Raw genomic sequence first — 14,801 nt, 5'->3', positions numbered from 1 at the left:
GGGTGCGCGCGTGGCACTTCTGGGTGAAGATGGGACTTTTGGCTGCGGTGCTGGTCGTCGTCTACCTGTGCTCGTTCGTCGTCGGCAGCGTCGAGGCATCGGTGCCGCTGGTGGTTGACGTCCTGCTCTCGCGCCTGACGGGGATCGAGCCGTATTGGTCTACCGTGACCGACCAGATCATGCTCGGCGTCCGCTTTCCGCAGATCACGCTCTCGGTGCTGATCGGCGGTGCGCTGGCGGTGTCGGGAGCGTCGTATCAGACGGTGTTCAAGAACCCCATGGTGTCCTCGGACATCTTGGGGGTGTCAGCAGGCGCGGGCTTCGGAGCGGCGCTCGCCATGCTCAACGGGTGCACCTGGTGGCAGATCCAGCTCGCCGCCTTCGTCGGCGGCTCGGTCGCCGTGCTGCTCGCCTACGTCATCGGCGCGGTGCTCGGCCGGCAGAACCTCACGGTGCTCGTGCTGGCGGGCGTGGTGACGTCCAGCTTCTTCCAAGCGCTCATCTCCATCGTGAAGACGGTGGCTGACACTGACGCGTGCTCCCCTCGATCACGTTTTGGCTGATGGGGAGTTTGAACAAAGGTGATAACGCCGATCTGGCCCTCATGTGCCCGGCCGTCGTCCTGTCGCTGGCCCTGCTGTTCGCGCTTCGCAACAAGATCGACGTCCTGGCTGCAGGGGAGGACGAGGCTCGATCCATGGGGGTCAACGTCAACGTGGTCAAGGGCGTCGTCATCGTGGCCTCCACCCTCATGACGGCGTGCGCGGTCTCCGTTGCGGGCATCATCGGCTGGATCGGCATGGTGGTTCCCCACATCGCCCGCACGATAACAGGCGCGTCGTTTTCCAAGCTGCTGGGAAGCTCGTTTCTCGCCGGCGGCATCTTCCTGCTGCTCATCGACGACATCGTGCGCTCCTCGTTCTCCGACCTGCCCTTAGGCGTGCTCACGGCGCTCATCGGCACGCCGATGTTCGTGTTCCTCCTCATCCACACGCGGAAGGAGTGGGTGTGATGCTCGACGTCAGCAACGTGAGGTTCTCGTATCGCCGGGGCAGGGAAGTGCTGAAGGGCGTCAGCTTCAGCATCGACCGCGGTGAGATACTGTGCCTTCTGGGGTCGAACGGAACGGGGAAGACGACGCTTCTGCGCTGCCTGCTCGGGTTCGAGAGGCCGGATGGCGGGCGCATCCTCATTGACGGCGAAGACGTGACGCGGATGCGTCTCGAGAGGCGCGCCCGCTACCTGGCCTACGTGCCGCAGTCGACGAGCATCGCCTTTCCCTACACGGCGCGCGAGGTGGTGCTCATGGGGCGTGTGGCGCACCTTTCCGCCGGCGCCAGCCATACGGCGCGTGATAGGCAGGTGGTCGACGAGGCGATGGAGCGGCTGCAGATAGCGCACTTGGCCGAGTGCCGCTACCAGGAGATGTCGGGAGGGGAGCGCCAGATGGTGCTCGTCGCGCGGGCGCTTGCCCAAGACGCTCGGCTGCTGGTGATGGACGAGCCCACCGCCAACCTCGACTACCACAATCAGGTCAAGATCCTCACGGCCCTCAAGTACCTGGCGGGGCAGGGCCTGGGCATCCTCATGACCTCGCACTATCCCGACCATGCCTTCCTGGCGTGCACGAAGGCGGCGCTCATGAAGAGCGGCGCGCTCATCGACGTCGGCTCGCCTGACGACATCGTGACCAGCGAGTCGTTGACCAACTTGTACGACACGCCGGTCCATGTGGGCGGAACGTTCGTGGGCGGCCTCGTGGTCAAGACGTGCATCCCCCTGCTTGACGAAACGGCCTACACCCGCGCGCACGCTGGCGTTCGAGCGGGCTCCAAAGAAAGCCAAGAGCTCAAGACGAGCTTGGGAAGGGCTTGAGAACAACCGAAGAGAAAGGACTTCAAAGCTATGACGAAACGAAACATGCGAAAGATCGCCAGCATGGCGCTGTCGACGCTGCTGGCAGCGGCGCTCGCGTGCCTTGCGCTTGCCGGCTGCGCGTCAAGTGAGCCGAAGGCGAGCGAGAGCAGCAGCGCAGCTGCCGAGGCTCCGGCTACGCGCACTGTAACCGACATGGCGAACAGGACCGTCGAGATCCCCGCCGAGGTTGACAGCATCGCCACGTTCGGCTCGGTGGGGGTGCTGAACGCCTTCGTCGAGTGCATGGGCAAAGGCGAGGCGATCGTGAACGAGATGCCGGCGAACTTCACGAAGAACGACAAGTGGGCCATGCAGTACAAGTTCGCGCCGCAGATCAAGGAAGGGGAGGTGTTCGAGACGGCTGACGGAGTCGACATCGAGAAGACGCTTACCGTCAACCCCGACCTGTGCATCACCATGACCGAGGAGACGGCGCAGCAGCTGGAGGAAAACGGACTTGCCTGCATCGTCCTGAAGTGGAATGACGTCGAGGACGTGAAGAAGGCCGTCACCTTGATGGGAGAGGCGCTCAACGTCCCTGATCGCGCAAAGGACTACAACGACTACTTCGACCAGATGGTTGGCAAGGCGGAGTCCCTGACCAGCGGGCTTGCCGAGGCAGACCGCGTCAAGACACTCTACGGAGACGTCATGTCGCTGACGAACCCCCACGTCATCTCCGAGTGGTGGATCGAAACCGCGGGCGGAAGCAGCGTGACGAAGGAGGCGCATGTCAAGAACTCGCTGGAGTACACCATGGAGGATCTGCTCGGCTGGCAGCCCGAGGTCATCTTCTCGTCGAACGTGAAGGTGGGCGACATCCTCGCTGACGCGAACCTGCAGAACATCCCCGCCATCCAAAGTGGGCGCGTGTACGCCGTCCCGACGGTAGCGCATGTGTGGGGCAATCGCACGGTCGAGCAGCCGCTCACCGTCATGTGGGCGATGAGCAAGCTGTATCCCGACCTGTACTCCGAAGCTGAGCTTGCCGAGGACATCACGTACTTCTACGAGCACTTCTTCGAGTGCCCGATGACCGAAGACGAGGTGAGCGGCATCATCAACTACGGCGCCTAGCGCTCAGGCAGGCTTGGGCAAGCCGAACGAGAGCATGCTTGAGCACGCTGGAATCGAGCAGGGCGCGTCAGAGCAAAACGGGTTCGAAAAGCGAACCCTCTTCGACAGGTTCCCAGCACCGCGCCTTATATCCCTCCCGAGGTGCGGTGCCGGGGCCTTGCGCGCCTAGGCTTCGCGTTCCCAAGCCTGACGACTGTCGCCTCCATTGCCATGGTGAATCCTCAGAACGTATAGTAACGTAGTACATTCTATTGCAGGAAGAAGGGGAGCGTCAGCAAGGCATTCGGGCAAGCTGACCGCGTTATCTCAATTCTTCTCCCAGTTGTTTCTTCGGCGGTTCCAAGAAGAGCCACTCGACTTCGTGGGGCATGCTCTCCACGCACCACTGGGCAAGCTCTTCGGCGGGAACTGGTTCCTTGTCAAGCAGCCAGTTCACCATGACGTGGGAAAGTCCTTGGAAGTAGAAGTCGAGAGAGAACGCAACCTTCGGGCTGAACTCGTCCATCCCGTGAAGCTTTTTGAGGTGCTCTACCGCGTGGTCCTTGAAGTGATAGAAGGTGCGCATGTGCTGCGATTCTCTCCCGTAGGTATTCTGGAGGGAGTTGCGATAGAAATCCCTGTGTCTGCACAGCGCGTCAATGTAGAGGCGAATCGTCTGGAGCCAGTCGTTTTCATAGCCGAACTTATCGGTTGCCGCATCAGTGTCGCGGTTGTTGACCCATGCCATCAGATCATACTTGCTCTCGAAATGGTTGTAAAAGGTCGCTGTAGTCATGCCGCAGTTCGCGGCGATTTCCTTGACCGATATCTTGTTGGCCGGCTTGTCTTCGGCGATCTCCATGAGAGAGCGGGCGAATATTTCCTTTGTTCCAACTCTTTCAATCATAAGATCCCCCTTACCACTTCCCCCCTTCGCCGCGATTGTGACAAGCCCTGCCGTACGGCAAAAGCAGAAGGCGCGGCCCACCTCCTATGGTAGCAGACCGCGCCGCTCATCTACTCTATGATCAGAGGTGCTGCTTTAGTTGAAAACCTCGTCGTAATCAGAATCGAGCATGATCTCCTTGATGACGCAAGCCAACGAGGGGTCGGTGACATCCGAAGACGGCAGAACCACGAAATCGCGCACGTAGCCCTTATCGCCGTATTTGGCCTTGAGCTCGTCAAGCGGGCCAAACCATATGACGCGCATGGGGCATGCTGCCTCGCACGAGGGGCGCTCTCCCTGAGCCACGAGGCCCACGCAGCCATCGCATTTGCCAGCTTTGCCTATCTCGGGGTTGAGAACCACAGCCCCGTAGGGGCAAGCTGCCACACATGAGCCGCAACCAGCGCACTTGTCCTCGTCGAGGACGACCATGCCCGTTGCTGCGTCCTTGGAAAGGGCCCCTTGAGGGCAGGCCTTGGCGCAGGCGGGGTTGGCGCAGTGGTTGCAAGCCATGGACACGTGGTACATGCCAACCTCAGGGTATGCTCCAGTGGTGAAAGAACGAACCTTGCGATAGTTGACGCCGATCGGCAGACGATGCGAGTCCTTGCAGGCAACCTGACAGGTCTTGCAGCCAATGCAGTTATTCGCATCGAAGAGGAAGCCGTATTCTGACATAGTAATCACCTAACCCTTCAGGGGAACGCGCGGCTCCCACTCGTGATCTGGCCTCAAGACCAAATCACCCTCGTATTTCTCGAAGTTCACGCGCGTGGAGTTCCAAGCGTTGCTGCCGTTGGCAGTGGTCTCAGCAGCCGAGCACAGATAGTTGTCAGCACCAGCAAGGTCGATGCCAGTTGCCTCATCAACCTCGACCGCGCAGCCATGCGGCAGATCAAGGGTCGAAGGCATAACGAATCGGCTCACCTGGGCGCGACGCAGCACTTTGCCATTGTCGTTGTAAAGCATCACCACGTCACCAGTCTCGATGTCCTTCTCAGCGGCGTCGGCAACGCTGATGTAAACGGGATTCGCCCATGCCTCACGCAGGTAGGACAAGTTGTCATGATCAGTGTGGGAGTGGCGCAGGGTGTGGGAGTTCGACACCATATAGGGGTGCTTGCCTGGAATCTGCCTCTCCCAATCCTCGAAGCCCTCGACATAGCCGCGAACGGTGGGCAGATACTTGGGCAGAGGACTCACGGGCTGGTAGTTGGGCCAACCGTTGTGAATCTTGTCGAACCAGTCGGACTTGGTCTGGCAGTATATCTCGAACTTGCCGGAAGGCGTGTCGAGCGGGCAGCCCTCGGGATCGCGCACGAAGTCCTCGTAGGCAATGTAGACACCTGGGTAGCCGGCATCATCACGCCTGTAGCGGTAAATGCCATCCTCCAGGAACTGGTCGAGCGAGATGACGCCCTCCTGGACTTTACCCTTAACGCCAAGCTTCTCGAGGTCCTCCTCGGTGATGGTTACGAGCGGTCGGTATCGGTCTCCCAGCTTCGGAGGTTTGGCCTCGCTCTCTTCCACCTCGCCTTCGTCAGATTCGAGCATAGCATCCGCCCAGTTCGCGGAACCGCCCTCGACGAGCAGGCTCTCGTCGACTTCCTCGTCGTCAGCCACGATGACCTTTGCGCCGGAGATGCTGTTGAACCAATGCTGCTTCTCGCTGTCAGCCATGAACTCGCTGATGTCAACGCCAAGCTTCTCGGCAAGCGCCCAGGCGATGTCATAGTCGCTCTTAGCCTCATAGAGAGGGTCGACGACCTTGTTGTTGATGAGGGCGAAGTCGCGATAGGTGGCGCCCACTGACGTATAGAAGTTGTACATGTAGCGCTCCCAACGCGTCGCAACGGGAAGCACGACGTCGGCATACTTGGCCTCGGTCTTCATCCAGTATGCCTGCGCGCACACAAAGTCAACCTTGCGGAAGGCCTTGATGCCCTTCGCGGTGCCCTCGAACGAGCCCAGCCGGTTGTGGTGCTCGCTCACGATAACGTGGATGTCGGTCTGCTTCTCCTCGCAGGGACGCATGCCGGCTAGGGCATCGCCACAATCATGGAAAGGCGTGCCGTTGAGGACAGACTCCCAAACCTCGTTGCTGGGTATGTTCATCTGAACTGGGTTCTTCAAAGCGGTGGGACAGCAGGTGAACGCACGTCCGCCGGCGCCGTTGCTCGCCAGCGTCGGACCCCGGTCAAAGGAGCCGTACTGTTGGTCGTTGGAGCAGGCGTTGCCGGGCGTGCCGAAGTGACCGCCCATTGCAGCGACGGTCATGAGCAGCTGCGGGAAATTCTCCGCACCGGTATTGCGCGCTGGCGCGCCGCTTGTGTGGATGGAGACCTTGTTCTCAGCTCCCATGATGCGAGCGAACTTTTCGATCTTGTCGACAGGACAGCCGCAGATAAGGCTTGCCCACTCGGGGGTCTTCTCGATACCGTCGTAGACGCCCATAACATAGTCCTTGAAGTTCTCGTCGATCTTGGCATCGTCGGGCATGTGGGCCTTGTCAAAGCCAACGGTGCAGCGCTCGAGAAAATCCCAGTTGACGATTGAACCGCCGTCGTCCTGGGTAAGCATGGAGTGAGCTACACCTAGCAGGAAGGCAGTGTCGGTGCCCTGACGCACCGGAAACCATTCGGCGTCGAACACGCCTGCGGTGGCGTTGTACTCGGGGCCGACGAAGACGAATTTCACTCCCGCCTCATGCGCGGGTTTCAGGTAGTAGGCGGAAGGGAACTCGGCCCACGCGCCGTTGTGGCCGTACAGGACGATGTAATCCGAGTTTACGTTGTCGTAGCGGTCGTTAACGTTCATGTTCTGCAAGCCGTACATGGCCGGGTTGTACGTGAATGTGCCCATGGAGTCAACCGAAGAGAGATCGACGTAACCGCCGAACTTGGAGAGCACTGAACCCAAATAGCCTTCGAGCGACATGATGTTTATGAAGAGGATGGACTCGTTGCCGTACTTCTCCTTTGCCTTGACAAGCTCGCTCGAGATGATGTCGAGCGCCTCGTCCCAGCTGATACGCTCCCACTCGTCCATACCTCGGAGATGCCCGTTAGGCGCTTCGGGACTCCAGCTCTTGCGCTTCATGGGGTACTTGAGCCTGCCCGGCCCGAACGTCTTCTCCCATTGGGCATATCCCATGGGACACGCCCTTGCCTGAGGCCACTCCCAGCTATCCTCATGCGTATCATCGGTCTTGGTACGCACGTACTCGCCGTTCTTGACAAGCACCTTGACTAGGCAGCGCCCGCCGCAGTTCGTGGCGCAGGGAACGTTGTACCATGTGCCCTTTGACGCCTTTGCGTTCGAATCCGTCATGTTCCTACCTCCTCATCCTCGCATATTCTTATGCTTGAGCGGGTCAGGCGCTTTCGGCGGAGCGCAACAAACCCGCCTGATACGATGCTATGGGGGAGAGGCAGGGCATTTCAACTGAGGAAATCGGCGTATAGTCAAGATGCTTTGCACATTCATAAAACAGTAAAGACTTTGATGAAGGGCTTCAGAGTCAACTCTTGATGAGCTGGGGTAGGAGCGTCAAGTGACGTCGTGCAGGCAGTCGTTTCTGGAACTCCCTTTGGCCTCGCGCTCCCAAACGCCGCGGAGGTAGTCCGGGCCTTCCGCCCAAAGGCGAGTCTCGAAGTCGAACAGCATCGAGTAAGTGCTCGAGCTGGCAAACGCCACAAGCAGCTCGTCGAAGGCACGACCCGTCTCGGCAGCGAGGTCTTCTAGCATCATGCGCATGACCAGGACAGCGCAAGCTTCCATCTGGGAGGCGGAGAGGGGATCGCCGAAGTCACCCGTCATAGTGGTCGCTCCCCTCGAACGTGAGGCAGCGAACAGCTTCCGGGGTGCGGAAGCAGTATTGGTCAGACAGCCGATTGGGCATGAGGGTCGCAGCGGCAAGTTGGTCGGCGGCCTCGGTTCCAGGCTCGCCAAAAGCCTCGGACACGTAGAGCTGTAACGTTCGCGCGGTCTGGTCGTTCGCTATTTTGCCCGCGATGACATCGAAGCCTGCATAGCGTGCAATCACGTGGGGAAAGAGGTCGTTGCGCCGATTCGCCGCCACGAAGTGGAGCCAGTCTTCGTCAGCCTCCTCGAATGCGTGAAATTGCAGCAGATGCGGCGCAGTCACTTTGAACGCGGAGACATAGCCGCCGTAGACTTCCTCGCCGGTGTCAGCCTTGCGCTTGCGAATCGAAAGGGCCACGAAGCTTCGCGCTTGCTCGTAGTCAGTGGTGAGGTAGAAGCCTCGCCCGAAGTCTTTCCCTGGAGCACATCGGTCGAGGTCGATGTGCTCCACTCGTGCGTAGCTACCGTGGTAGAGGATAAGGCCCTCGTGCAGAGTCAGCATAGTAGCGCCCCTCTGTTCTTGAGGTAGCCCTCAACGTCGGCCAGGGCGAGGTCGTAGCTGCTGAGGTGCAGGATGTCGTACAGGTCGGCTACGTAGCCGAATACGTCGTGCTGCTGGAAGAGGGCGGCAACTTGAGGGGCGGGCATGTGCCACTTCTTTTCCGCCATGCGCAAAAGCCAGCATTGCATGTCGGCGATGTCAATTTGACGCGGACTCACAGGGCCACCTCCTCTGGTTGTTAGCCTTGGGTGCATTATAAAGGGATTCGGCGGTGCGCGACGTGCGAGATGAGCGCATCATCCTCTATGCGCGCAAGCAGGCGATAGCTCATTGCGTCCTCATGGCCATGTGTATAATCTCGTCCATCGAATAGCGAACCCCGTCGTCTTCTTCGAGCGCCTGGGCATAGGCTTCGAGATCGGCCTCTTCCTCGACCTTTTCCAAGGCGGCTTCGCGAACGACGTCCGAGAACGTCTTCCCGCAGAAGTCAGCGTAGCTTTGAATCCAGGTATTTTCCTCAGGCGCGAACCTAATGGTCGTTGTTTCCATTGCCATGGCAAGTCCTTTGAACATATAACAACGTAGTACATTCTAGCGCGGAAGAAGGGGAGCGCTAGTAAGGCGCTCCTATGGGCTGTGGCGTATACTGTAGACGCATGCAAAAAAATCGAGATGGGAGAGACATGGCCACGGCGATAGTATCCGGGCGCGTAGACGAGAGCGTGAAGCATGTTGCCGATGTCTACATCAGGAAGCAGGGTCTTACCGCTACGGACGTCATAGCTGGCGTATGGGAGCACATCGCAGCTACAGGCGAAATCCCTGTGCTGGGGCAGGATGGCAACCAGAGCCGGAAGGCTGCTGCTGCCGTGAAGTTGGCCGAGCTGCGCGCACGAGCCCCTCTAGGAACGCCTTTAGCTTCGATGACGGATGAGGATGTTCGAGAGGAGTTGCGCAACCGTGATTAAAGCGCTTCTGGACACCAACATTCTCATAGACTACATGGTTCCCGATCGTCCGGGCTCCTCATGCGCCCTTCGGATCGTGGAGGCGGCGGGCAAGGGAAGGTACGAAGCTGTCGTGTCGGCAGGTTCACTCAAGGACTCTTACTACATAGTTCGCAAGCATTTCGATGACGACCTGGTGCGAGGATACCTGTCCGCCTTTATGGACCTTGCGGAGGTGGTTCCCATCGACCGTGCCGCTTGCACTTTGGCGCTTGCGTCCGACGAGCCTGATTTTGAGGACGGGCTGGTCAGGGTGGCGGCCGAAAACGCTGGAGCCGACTTCATAGTCACGCGTGATGCTGTAGCCTTTGCCGCATCGTCAGCCAGGCCGGTTGAGCCATCACTGTTCGCCGACATGATGTGCGGACCTCAATCTTGCGCTTGCCGATGACGTGAGGCTGACTGTCCGAGCGCGTTGCCCATGCAGTCTCATTAAAGGCAGAAAGATGCCATGACGGTTTCCTCATAGCCCAATTTAACAACTTTACATAACATATGTTATCAATAAAATATATGCGATGCGGTTAGGGGCCAGGTGCGCTTGACGGCTTGGGCGATCTCGCTTTGCCCTCGTGTGCGGTGCTTGAAACTAGCCCCAGATCGAGGGGGTCTCTGCGGGAGGCGTCTTCTGGCCGAGCACGTTGCTGAAGTCAAACATCGTCGAGAGGTCACCTGAGTTGACGGCCTCGATGACGCTCGGCAGCGTGATAGCCAGGTAGATTCCGTTGAACACAAGCGCCACGGCGCTGACGGCCAAGGCCACGAGGGCCTGGCGTTGGATCGCGCGGGCCGTGGCGTCTGCGGACCCCTCCGAGCTGATGACGCCGCGCACCTTCACGTACGCGATGATGGAGCACGTGAGTGCGATCGAGCTGACCAGCACGCCTCCAAGCAACATGGAGACAGGACCCGCGATGATGCCGAAGGTGACGAGCGACTGGGCTGACTTGAGCTGCGCGGTTCTCCCGAGCGTCGGCGGCTGCGCCTGGTTTTCGCCCGCCTGGTTGTCCTCTTTGCGCTGGTTTTCGTCCACAGGTTGTCTCTTTTCTAAAAACTATGCGTTTGACCTGGTGTTATATCTACGAGGCTCTGAGAGCCGTTCTAAGGCCCCGTTTTGCCTTCCCATGACTCAAGGGTCGTGAAAATCTAGCGTCCGCTGCTTCCGAAACCGCCTTCTCCGCGCTCGCTCGCGGCAAGGCTCTCGACGCTCTTAAGCGAGACGGCGGGAACGGCGATTATCACAAGCTGCGCAATGCGATCTCCGGGCTCGACGTGAAACGCCTCGCGTGCGTCGAGGTTGACGAGGATGACCTTGATCTCGCCGCGGTAGCCGCTGTCGATGAGCCCCGGCCCGTTGACGACCGAGATGCCGTGCTTCGCCGCGAGCCCGCTGCGCGGGATGACGAGCCCGGCGTAGCCCTCGGGGATGGCGAGCGAGAAGCCGCAGCTGATCGTCGCGCGCTCGAAGGGCTCGAGCACGGCGGCGTGCGTCGCACGCAGGTCAAGCCCTGCGTCGCCTTCGTAGGAATAGGACGGACGTTCGATTTCAGCGTCGGTCATGAGATAAGGCACATTAAGCGGCATGGCTCACCTACGCATTCATTTCCTTGAGGGCTTGGGCGAACTCCTCGATGCTCTGGAAGTCCTTGTACACGCTGGCGAAGCGGATGTAGGCGACGTCATCGAGCTTCGCGAGGCGCGCGAGGACCATGTCGCCGAGGTCCTTCGAGCGCGTCTCAGTGCGCGGCGAGGACCTCAGGTCGCTCTCGATGCTCGAGATGAGCCCGTCGATCTGCTCGGGTGAGATAGGGCGCTTCGCACAGGCGATGAGCAGGCCGCGCATGAGCTTCTGGCGGTCAAACGCCTCGGATGAGCCGTCGGACTTGATGATGATGATGGGGTTCTCGCCAAGACGCTCATAGGTGGTGAAGCGATGCGCGCACGCGAGGCACTCGCGCCGGCGGCGAATAGAGGCTCCTTCTTCGGCTGACCGGGAGTCAACGACCTTCGACTCATCGTGTCCGCATGATGGGCAGTACATGGCGCTCCTTAAGCTCGTTTGCGCTCCATCATACCGCATGCGGTGCAGACGGCGATCATCTGCACGAAATAAGGATGCTGGCTGCTCGAGGACGAGCGCTAGAGGACGAGCGCGACAACGCTCATGAGGATGCCCGCCGCGAAGGCAACGACCACCTGGGCACGCGTGAACCGGTTGAACGGAAGCCCGGCGAGCGAGCCAGCGCCTTCCGCATGGTCTGGGGCCGCGGGCACCTCGCGCAACATGGCTCCGTCGCCTTTTCCGGGAAAGCTGATGATGCGCGCGCTGCGCGCGGGGGCGCTCTCGCGGGCCAAACGAAGAGCGGATGTGCCTTCCACAGGGTAGTTCATCTCAAGATTCTTCATTTTTCTTCCCTCCAGGTCTTGCGTAGAACCTTTGTTCGTGGATATAATAGGACGAACAAAAGTTCATGTCAATGCCTTTTTAAAACATTTGTTCGCGAAGGAAGGAAAAGCCATGGCACAGAAGATCACGAAGCGCCAACAGGCAGTGCTCAACTGCATCGAGGACTGTATTCGGGAAAAGGGCTATGGTCCCACGGTTCGCGAAGTGTGCCAGACCTTGGGCCTCTCCTCCCCCTCCACCGTCCACGTGCACCTGAAGGCGCTCGAGGAGAAGGGCTACATCAAGCGCGATCCGCTGAAGTCGCGCTCCATCGCGCTCACCTATCAGCTCGAGGACGAGGCAACCAACATCATCACGCCGAGCTTCGGCAGGGTCGTCGACGTGCCCCTCGTGGGGGACGTGGCAGCTGGCACGCCCATCCTCGCCCAGGAGAACATAACGGACACCATCACGCTGCCCACGGACATCGTAGGGGACGCGCCGTCGTTCCTCCTCTCGGTGCGGGGCGACTCCATGATCGAGATCGGCATCAACGACGGTGACTACGTGGTGGTGAAGGAGCAGCCCGTCGCCAACAACGGGGACATCGTCGTGGCCATCGTCGACGACGGCGCCACGGTCAAGCGCTTCTACAAGGAGAAGGACCACATCAGGCTGCAGCCCGAGAACTCCAGCATGGACCCCATCATCGTGAGCGACTGCTCCATCGCGGGCAAGGTCGTGGCGGTGTTCCGCAGGCTGTAAGGGCGGGAACGCTCCTCCAGAGCGAAAGCGCGCTCCCCTGTCGCCGCCCGGGACCCCTCCCCTAGGACCTCTCCCCTTCCCGCTTAACGCGGTAGGGGGCGAACGTGTCAGCGTAGCTCGGCGGGACGAGCATCGTGAGGCGCGTCCCCTCTGCCTCGTGCGCCTCCCCTACGAGGTGGCAGCGCTCGTGCGCGAGCGCGACGAGCGAGCCTTTCGCGTAGGGTACGAGCACCTCCATGTGCACGTCTGACGCGGCGGCGGCGGCGCTGATGCGCCGCACGAGCTCCTCGATGCCGAAGCCGGTGTGGGCAGATGCCACCTGGGCGAACGGGTAGCGGGCGGCAAGGCCGGCGCGCTCCTCCTCGGTGAGGAGGTCGGCCTTGTTGAACACCTCGATGCAGGGGATGCTCTGAGCTCCTATCTGGCCGAGCACCTCGCGCACGGCCTCGGTCTGCCCCTCGAACTCGGGCGAGGAGGCGTCGATCACGTGCAGGATGAGGTCAGCGCCCGTGATCTCATCGAGCGTTGACTTGAACGCCTCCACGAGCGTGGTGGGGAGCTTCTGGATGAAGCCCACCGTGTCGGTGATGGTGATCTCGCGCCCCTCGGGAAGCTCGAACTTGCGGGTGGTGGAGTCGAGCGTGGCGAAGAGCTTGTCGTAGCTGAGCACGTCGGCGTTCGTGAGGCGGTTGATGAGGCTCGACTTGCCGGCGTTGGTGTACCCGGCGAGCGCCACCTTGAACATGCCGCTCGCATAGCGGCTCTCGCGCTGCAGCGCGCGCACCTCTCCCAGATGGGCGAGCTCGCGCTTGATCGAGGTGATGCGCTTGCGCACCATGCGGCGGTCAACCTCGAGCTGGCTCTCTCCTTCGCCGAAGCGCGACCCTACGCCGCCGCCCATGCGGTTCGAGGCCAGGTGCGCCCACATGCCGCGCAGGCGCGGGTAGAGGTACTGGTTCTGGGCGAGCCTCACCTGCAGGCGCCCTTCGCGGCTGGTGGCGTGCAGGGCGAATATGTCGAGGATGAGCGCCGTGCGGTCGATCACCTTGACGTCTTTGTCAACGATGTGCTCGAGGTTCGACTGCTGCGAGGGCGTGAGCTCGTCGTCGAATATGACCAGGTCGGCGCTGTGGGCGCGCGCGATCTCGGCGATCTCCGCAGCCTTGCCGCTTCCCACGAACGTGCGCGGGTTGAGGGCGTCGAGCTTCTGCGTGGTGGTGGCCACCACATCGGCTCCGGCAGTGTCGGCAAGGCGCTCGAGCTCGGCAAGCGAGGAGGCAAGCGGCCAGGTGAGGCCGGGGCGGTCGACGCCGACGAGGACGGCGCGCTCGCGGCGCTCCTCCGAGGTGGTGACGGGGCCGCGGTAGATGACAGGCTCGAACTCGGACATCACGCACCTGCCGCCAGTTGGGGCAGCTCGGACGGCAGCTCGACCGTGCCGGCGAAGCTCTCGGCGGCAGGCCCCGTCATCATCACGTGGTCGTCGTCAGCCCAGCGGACGTGCAGCGTGCCGCCACGCAGGATGAGGTCGTTCTCGCAGGTCGCGCGCCCGGTGAGGCAGGCGGCGACGTTCGTTGCGCACGCGCCCGTGCCGCACGCGAGCGTCTCGCCGCAGCCGCGCTCGAACACGCGCATGTGGATCCCGTCGTCCTCAACGACGGCGAACTCGACGTTGGCCTTCTCGGGGAACGCCTCATGGCGCTCGAAGAAGGCCCCCACGGCGTTGAGGTCGAGCGTCTCGAGCGACTTCTCAGCCGGGTCGGCGAACAGCGCGTCGGGCATGTCGTCCCAGCTGTCGACGAAGCACACCGCATGCGGGTTGCCCATCGACACGCACGTGAAGCGAAACGTGCCCCACGGGGACGTAAGGGGAAGCTCCTTCACGAACGCGGCGCCTTGGACTGAGGCGGCGTTCGCCGGCGCGTCCACGGGAACCTCCGCGGGCTCGAGCACGGGACGGCCCATGTCGACCGTCGCGCTCGTCAGGCGCCCCGCCTCGTCGGTCGTGAAGCTCATGGGCCGCGGGCCGGCGAGCGTGTCAGCGACGAACGCGCCGTCCTGCGCGTTCACGAAGCCGCGGTCCACGAGGAACTTGGCGAAGCAGCGCACGCCGTTTCCGCACATCTGGGCGAGCGAGCCGTCTGAGTTGATGTAGTGCATGTACGCGGCGCAGGAGGGGTCCGCGGAGGGGCGCACGAGGATGACGCCGTCGCCTCCGATGCCGAAGTGCCGGTCGCACAGCCAGCGCACCTGCTCGGCCGTAAGCTCGAGCTCGCGGCTGAAGTCGTCGATGAACACGAAGTCGTTTCCCAGACCGTGGAGTTTGGCGAAGTTGAGTTCCATTCCCTGCTTCCT

The 14,801-nt window shown here is 61.3% G+C and carries 20 protein-coding genes; 7 read left to right on the top strand and 13 right to left on the bottom strand.

Translation table 11 applies throughout. The annotated features are described in order from the left end of the window. Nucleotides 1–2 precede the first annotated feature (2 nt). Genes G7Y50_RS12140 through G7Y50_RS01565 form a run of 4 tightly spaced genes read left to right on the top strand, consistent with a single transcriptional unit; the run spans nucleotide 3 to nucleotide 2,994 of the window. Nucleotides 3–563 carry an iron chelate uptake ABC transporter family permease subunit gene (locus tag G7Y50_RS12140; RefSeq protein WP_206214722.1) on the top strand — a complete coding sequence of 187 codons (561 nt, stop codon included), beginning with the start codon at nucleotides 3–5 and terminating at the stop codon, nucleotides 561–563. 8 nt (nucleotides 564–571) lie between these two features. Then, nucleotides 572–1,012 carry an iron ABC transporter permease gene (locus tag G7Y50_RS12135; RefSeq protein WP_206214721.1) on the top strand — a complete coding sequence of 147 codons (441 nt, stop codon included), beginning with the start codon at nucleotides 572–574 and terminating at the stop codon, nucleotides 1,010–1,012. Then, complete coding sequence (locus G7Y50_RS01570) at nucleotides 1,012–1,875, top strand: ABC transporter ATP-binding protein (protein WP_165054860.1); 864 nt, start codon at nucleotides 1,012–1,014, stop codon at nucleotides 1,873–1,875. Before G7Y50_RS12135 ends, G7Y50_RS01570 begins: the two co-directional genes overlap by 1 nt. 30 nt (nucleotides 1,876–1,905) lie before the next feature. Beyond that, on the top strand, nucleotides 1,906–2,994 hold the full coding sequence (locus G7Y50_RS01565; protein ID WP_206214720.1) for an ABC transporter substrate-binding protein: 1,089 nt from the start codon (nucleotides 1,906–1,908) through the stop codon (nucleotides 2,992–2,994). Nucleotides 2,995–3,295: 301 nt separating this feature from the next. Here G7Y50_RS01565 and G7Y50_RS01560 read toward each other — a convergent pair whose 3' ends face one another. The 7 genes from G7Y50_RS01560 to relB form a co-directional block, all read right to left on the bottom strand. Next, a complete protein-coding gene (locus G7Y50_RS01560; protein WP_165054862.1) occupies nucleotides 3,296–3,880 on the bottom strand; it encodes a TetR/AcrR family transcriptional regulator C-terminal domain-containing protein in 585 nt (194 codons plus the stop codon). Nucleotides 3,881–4,015: 135 nt separating this feature from the next. Next, nucleotides 4,016–4,600, bottom strand: a complete 585-nt coding sequence (locus tag G7Y50_RS01555; protein ID WP_165054864.1) for a 4Fe-4S dicluster domain-containing protein — start codon at nucleotides 4,598–4,600, stop codon at nucleotides 4,016–4,018. 9 nt (nucleotides 4,601–4,609) lie between these two features. After that, nucleotides 4,610–7,252, bottom strand: coding sequence for a molybdopterin-dependent oxidoreductase (locus G7Y50_RS01550; protein ID WP_165054867.1), 2,643 nt, complete (start codon nucleotides 7,250–7,252; stop codon nucleotides 4,610–4,612). Nucleotides 7,253–7,471: 219 nt separating this feature from the next. After that, nucleotides 7,472–7,741, bottom strand: a complete 270-nt coding sequence (locus tag G7Y50_RS01545) for a hypothetical protein (RefSeq protein WP_165054869.1) — start codon at nucleotides 7,739–7,741, stop codon at nucleotides 7,472–7,474. Beyond that, on the bottom strand, nucleotides 7,731–8,288 hold the full coding sequence (locus tag G7Y50_RS01540) for a DUF3990 domain-containing protein (protein ID WP_165054871.1): 558 nt from the start codon (nucleotides 8,286–8,288) through the stop codon (nucleotides 7,731–7,733). Before G7Y50_RS01540 ends, G7Y50_RS01545 begins: the two co-directional genes overlap by 11 nt. After that, on the bottom strand, nucleotides 8,282–8,506 hold the full coding sequence (locus G7Y50_RS01535) for a DUF3791 domain-containing protein (RefSeq protein ID WP_165054872.1): 225 nt from the start codon (nucleotides 8,504–8,506) through the stop codon (nucleotides 8,282–8,284). The genes G7Y50_RS01540 and G7Y50_RS01535 overlap by 7 nt, the downstream gene beginning before the upstream one ends. A 109-nt stretch (nucleotides 8,507–8,615) precedes the next feature. Next, nucleotides 8,616–8,843 (bottom strand): type II toxin-antitoxin system RelB family antitoxin, encoded by a 228-nt coding sequence (gene relB / locus G7Y50_RS01530; RefSeq protein WP_165054874.1) that lies wholly within the window; start codon nucleotides 8,841–8,843, stop codon nucleotides 8,616–8,618. A 128-nt stretch (nucleotides 8,844–8,971) separates the two neighbouring features. Between relB and G7Y50_RS01525 the strand changes: the two genes are divergently transcribed. Both G7Y50_RS01525 and G7Y50_RS01520 read left to right on the top strand, forming a co-directional pair. Beyond that, nucleotides 8,972–9,256 (top strand): type II toxin-antitoxin system RelB/DinJ family antitoxin, encoded by a 285-nt coding sequence (locus G7Y50_RS01525; RefSeq protein WP_165054876.1) that lies wholly within the window; start codon nucleotides 8,972–8,974, stop codon nucleotides 9,254–9,256. After that, a complete protein-coding gene (locus G7Y50_RS01520) occupies nucleotides 9,249–9,686 on the top strand; it encodes a PIN domain-containing protein (RefSeq protein WP_165054878.1) in 438 nt (145 codons plus the stop codon). The genes G7Y50_RS01525 and G7Y50_RS01520 overlap by 8 nt, the downstream gene beginning before the upstream one ends. A gap of 198 nt (nucleotides 9,687–9,884) precedes the next feature. Here the strand turns inward: G7Y50_RS01520 and G7Y50_RS01515 are convergent, their stop codons facing one another. The 4 genes from G7Y50_RS01515 to G7Y50_RS01500 all read right to left on the bottom strand — a co-directional run bounded on the left by G7Y50_RS01515 (nucleotide 9,885) and on the right by G7Y50_RS01500 (nucleotide 11,701). After that, nucleotides 9,885–10,328 (bottom strand): hypothetical protein, encoded by a 444-nt coding sequence (locus G7Y50_RS01515; RefSeq protein WP_165054882.1) that lies wholly within the window; start codon nucleotides 10,326–10,328, stop codon nucleotides 9,885–9,887. Nucleotides 10,329–10,441: 113 nt separating this feature from the next. Continuing rightward, nucleotides 10,442–10,855 carry a dUTP diphosphatase gene (gene dut / locus G7Y50_RS01510; RefSeq protein WP_241156500.1) on the bottom strand — a complete coding sequence of 138 codons (414 nt, stop codon included), beginning with the start codon at nucleotides 10,853–10,855 and terminating at the stop codon, nucleotides 10,442–10,444. Nucleotides 10,856–10,886: 31 nt separating this feature from the next. Then, nucleotides 10,887–11,336 (bottom strand): transcriptional regulator NrdR, encoded by a 450-nt coding sequence (gene nrdR, locus G7Y50_RS01505; protein WP_165054889.1) that lies wholly within the window; start codon nucleotides 11,334–11,336, stop codon nucleotides 10,887–10,889. A gap of 98 nt (nucleotides 11,337–11,434) precedes the next feature. After that, the gene (locus tag G7Y50_RS01500) at nucleotides 11,435–11,701 is read right to left on the bottom strand and encodes a hypothetical protein (protein ID WP_165054893.1); all 267 of its coding nucleotides are present in this window, start codon (nucleotides 11,699–11,701) and stop codon (nucleotides 11,435–11,437) included. 112 nt (nucleotides 11,702–11,813) lie between these two features. Here G7Y50_RS01500 and lexA point away from each other — a divergent pair, with 112 nt between their 5' ends. Beyond that, nucleotides 11,814–12,446 (top strand): transcriptional repressor LexA, encoded by a 633-nt coding sequence (lexA, locus tag G7Y50_RS01495; RefSeq protein ID WP_165054897.1) that lies wholly within the window; start codon nucleotides 11,814–11,816, stop codon nucleotides 12,444–12,446. A gap of 61 nt (nucleotides 12,447–12,507) precedes the next feature. Here lexA and hflX read toward each other — a convergent pair whose 3' ends face one another. Continuing rightward, a complete protein-coding gene (gene hflX / locus G7Y50_RS01490; protein WP_165054911.1) occupies nucleotides 12,508–13,836 on the bottom strand; it encodes a GTPase HflX in 1,329 nt (442 codons plus the stop codon). Continuing rightward, nucleotides 13,836–14,789: a diaminopimelate epimerase gene (dapF, locus tag G7Y50_RS01485; RefSeq protein ID WP_165054915.1), complete on the bottom strand. Its 954-nt coding sequence runs from the start codon at nucleotides 14,787–14,789 to the stop codon at nucleotides 13,836–13,838. The genes hflX and dapF overlap by 1 nt, the downstream gene beginning before the upstream one ends. Nucleotides 14,790–14,801: the final 12 nt, after the last annotated feature.

The organism is Adlercreutzia sp. ZJ176 (assembly GCF_011038975.1).
In the GTDB taxonomy this organism is placed as follows: Bacteria; Actinomycetota; Coriobacteriia; order Coriobacteriales; family Eggerthellaceae; genus CAAEEV01.
This window is presented reverse-complemented; position numbering and strand designations above follow the sequence as displayed.

Excerpts from the sequence above, each read along its gene's own strand:
- G7Y50_RS01570 (WP_165054860.1), top strand. The coding sequence starts at position 1,012 with ATGCTCGACGTCAGCAACGTGAGGTTCTCGTATCGCCGGGGCAGGGAA.
- G7Y50_RS01565 (WP_206214720.1), top strand. The coding sequence starts at position 1,906 with ATGACGAAACGAAACATGCGAAAGATCGCCAGCATGGCGCTGTCGACG.
- G7Y50_RS01560 (WP_165054862.1), bottom strand. The coding sequence starts at position 3,880 with ATGATTGAAAGAGTTGGAACAAAGGAAATATTCGCCCGCTCTCTCATG.
- G7Y50_RS01555 (WP_165054864.1), bottom strand. The coding sequence starts at position 4,600 with ATGTCAGAATACGGCTTCCTCTTCGATGCGAATAACTGCATTGGCTGC.
- G7Y50_RS01550 (WP_165054867.1), bottom strand. The coding sequence starts at position 7,252 with ATGACGGATTCGAACGCAAAGGCGTCAAAGGGCACATGGTACAACGTT.
- G7Y50_RS01545 (WP_165054869.1), bottom strand. The coding sequence starts at position 7,741 with ATGACGGGTGACTTCGGCGATCCCCTCTCCGCCTCCCAGATGGAAGCT.
- G7Y50_RS01540 (WP_165054871.1), bottom strand. The coding sequence starts at position 8,288 with ATGCTGACTCTGCACGAGGGCCTTATCCTCTACCACGGTAGCTACGCA.
- relB (WP_165054874.1), bottom strand. The coding sequence starts at position 8,843 with ATGGCAATGGAAACAACGACCATTAGGTTCGCGCCTGAGGAAAATACC.
- G7Y50_RS01525 (WP_165054876.1), top strand. The coding sequence starts at position 8,972 with ATGGCCACGGCGATAGTATCCGGGCGCGTAGACGAGAGCGTGAAGCAT.
- dut (WP_241156500.1), bottom strand. The coding sequence starts at position 10,855 with ATGACCGACGCTGAAATCGAACGTCCGTCCTATTCCTACGAAGGCGAC.
- nrdR (WP_165054889.1), bottom strand. The coding sequence starts at position 11,336 with ATGTACTGCCCATCATGCGGACACGATGAGTCGAAGGTCGTTGACTCC.
- G7Y50_RS01500 (WP_165054893.1), bottom strand. The coding sequence starts at position 11,701 with ATGAAGAATCTTGAGATGAACTACCCTGTGGAAGGCACATCCGCTCTT.
- lexA (WP_165054897.1), top strand. The coding sequence starts at position 11,814 with ATGGCACAGAAGATCACGAAGCGCCAACAGGCAGTGCTCAACTGCATC.
- hflX (WP_165054911.1), bottom strand. The coding sequence starts at position 13,836 with ATGTCCGAGTTCGAGCCTGTCATCTACCGCGGCCCCGTCACCACCTCG.
- dapF (WP_165054915.1), bottom strand. The coding sequence starts at position 14,789 with ATGGAACTCAACTTCGCCAAACTCCACGGTCTGGGAAACGACTTCGTG.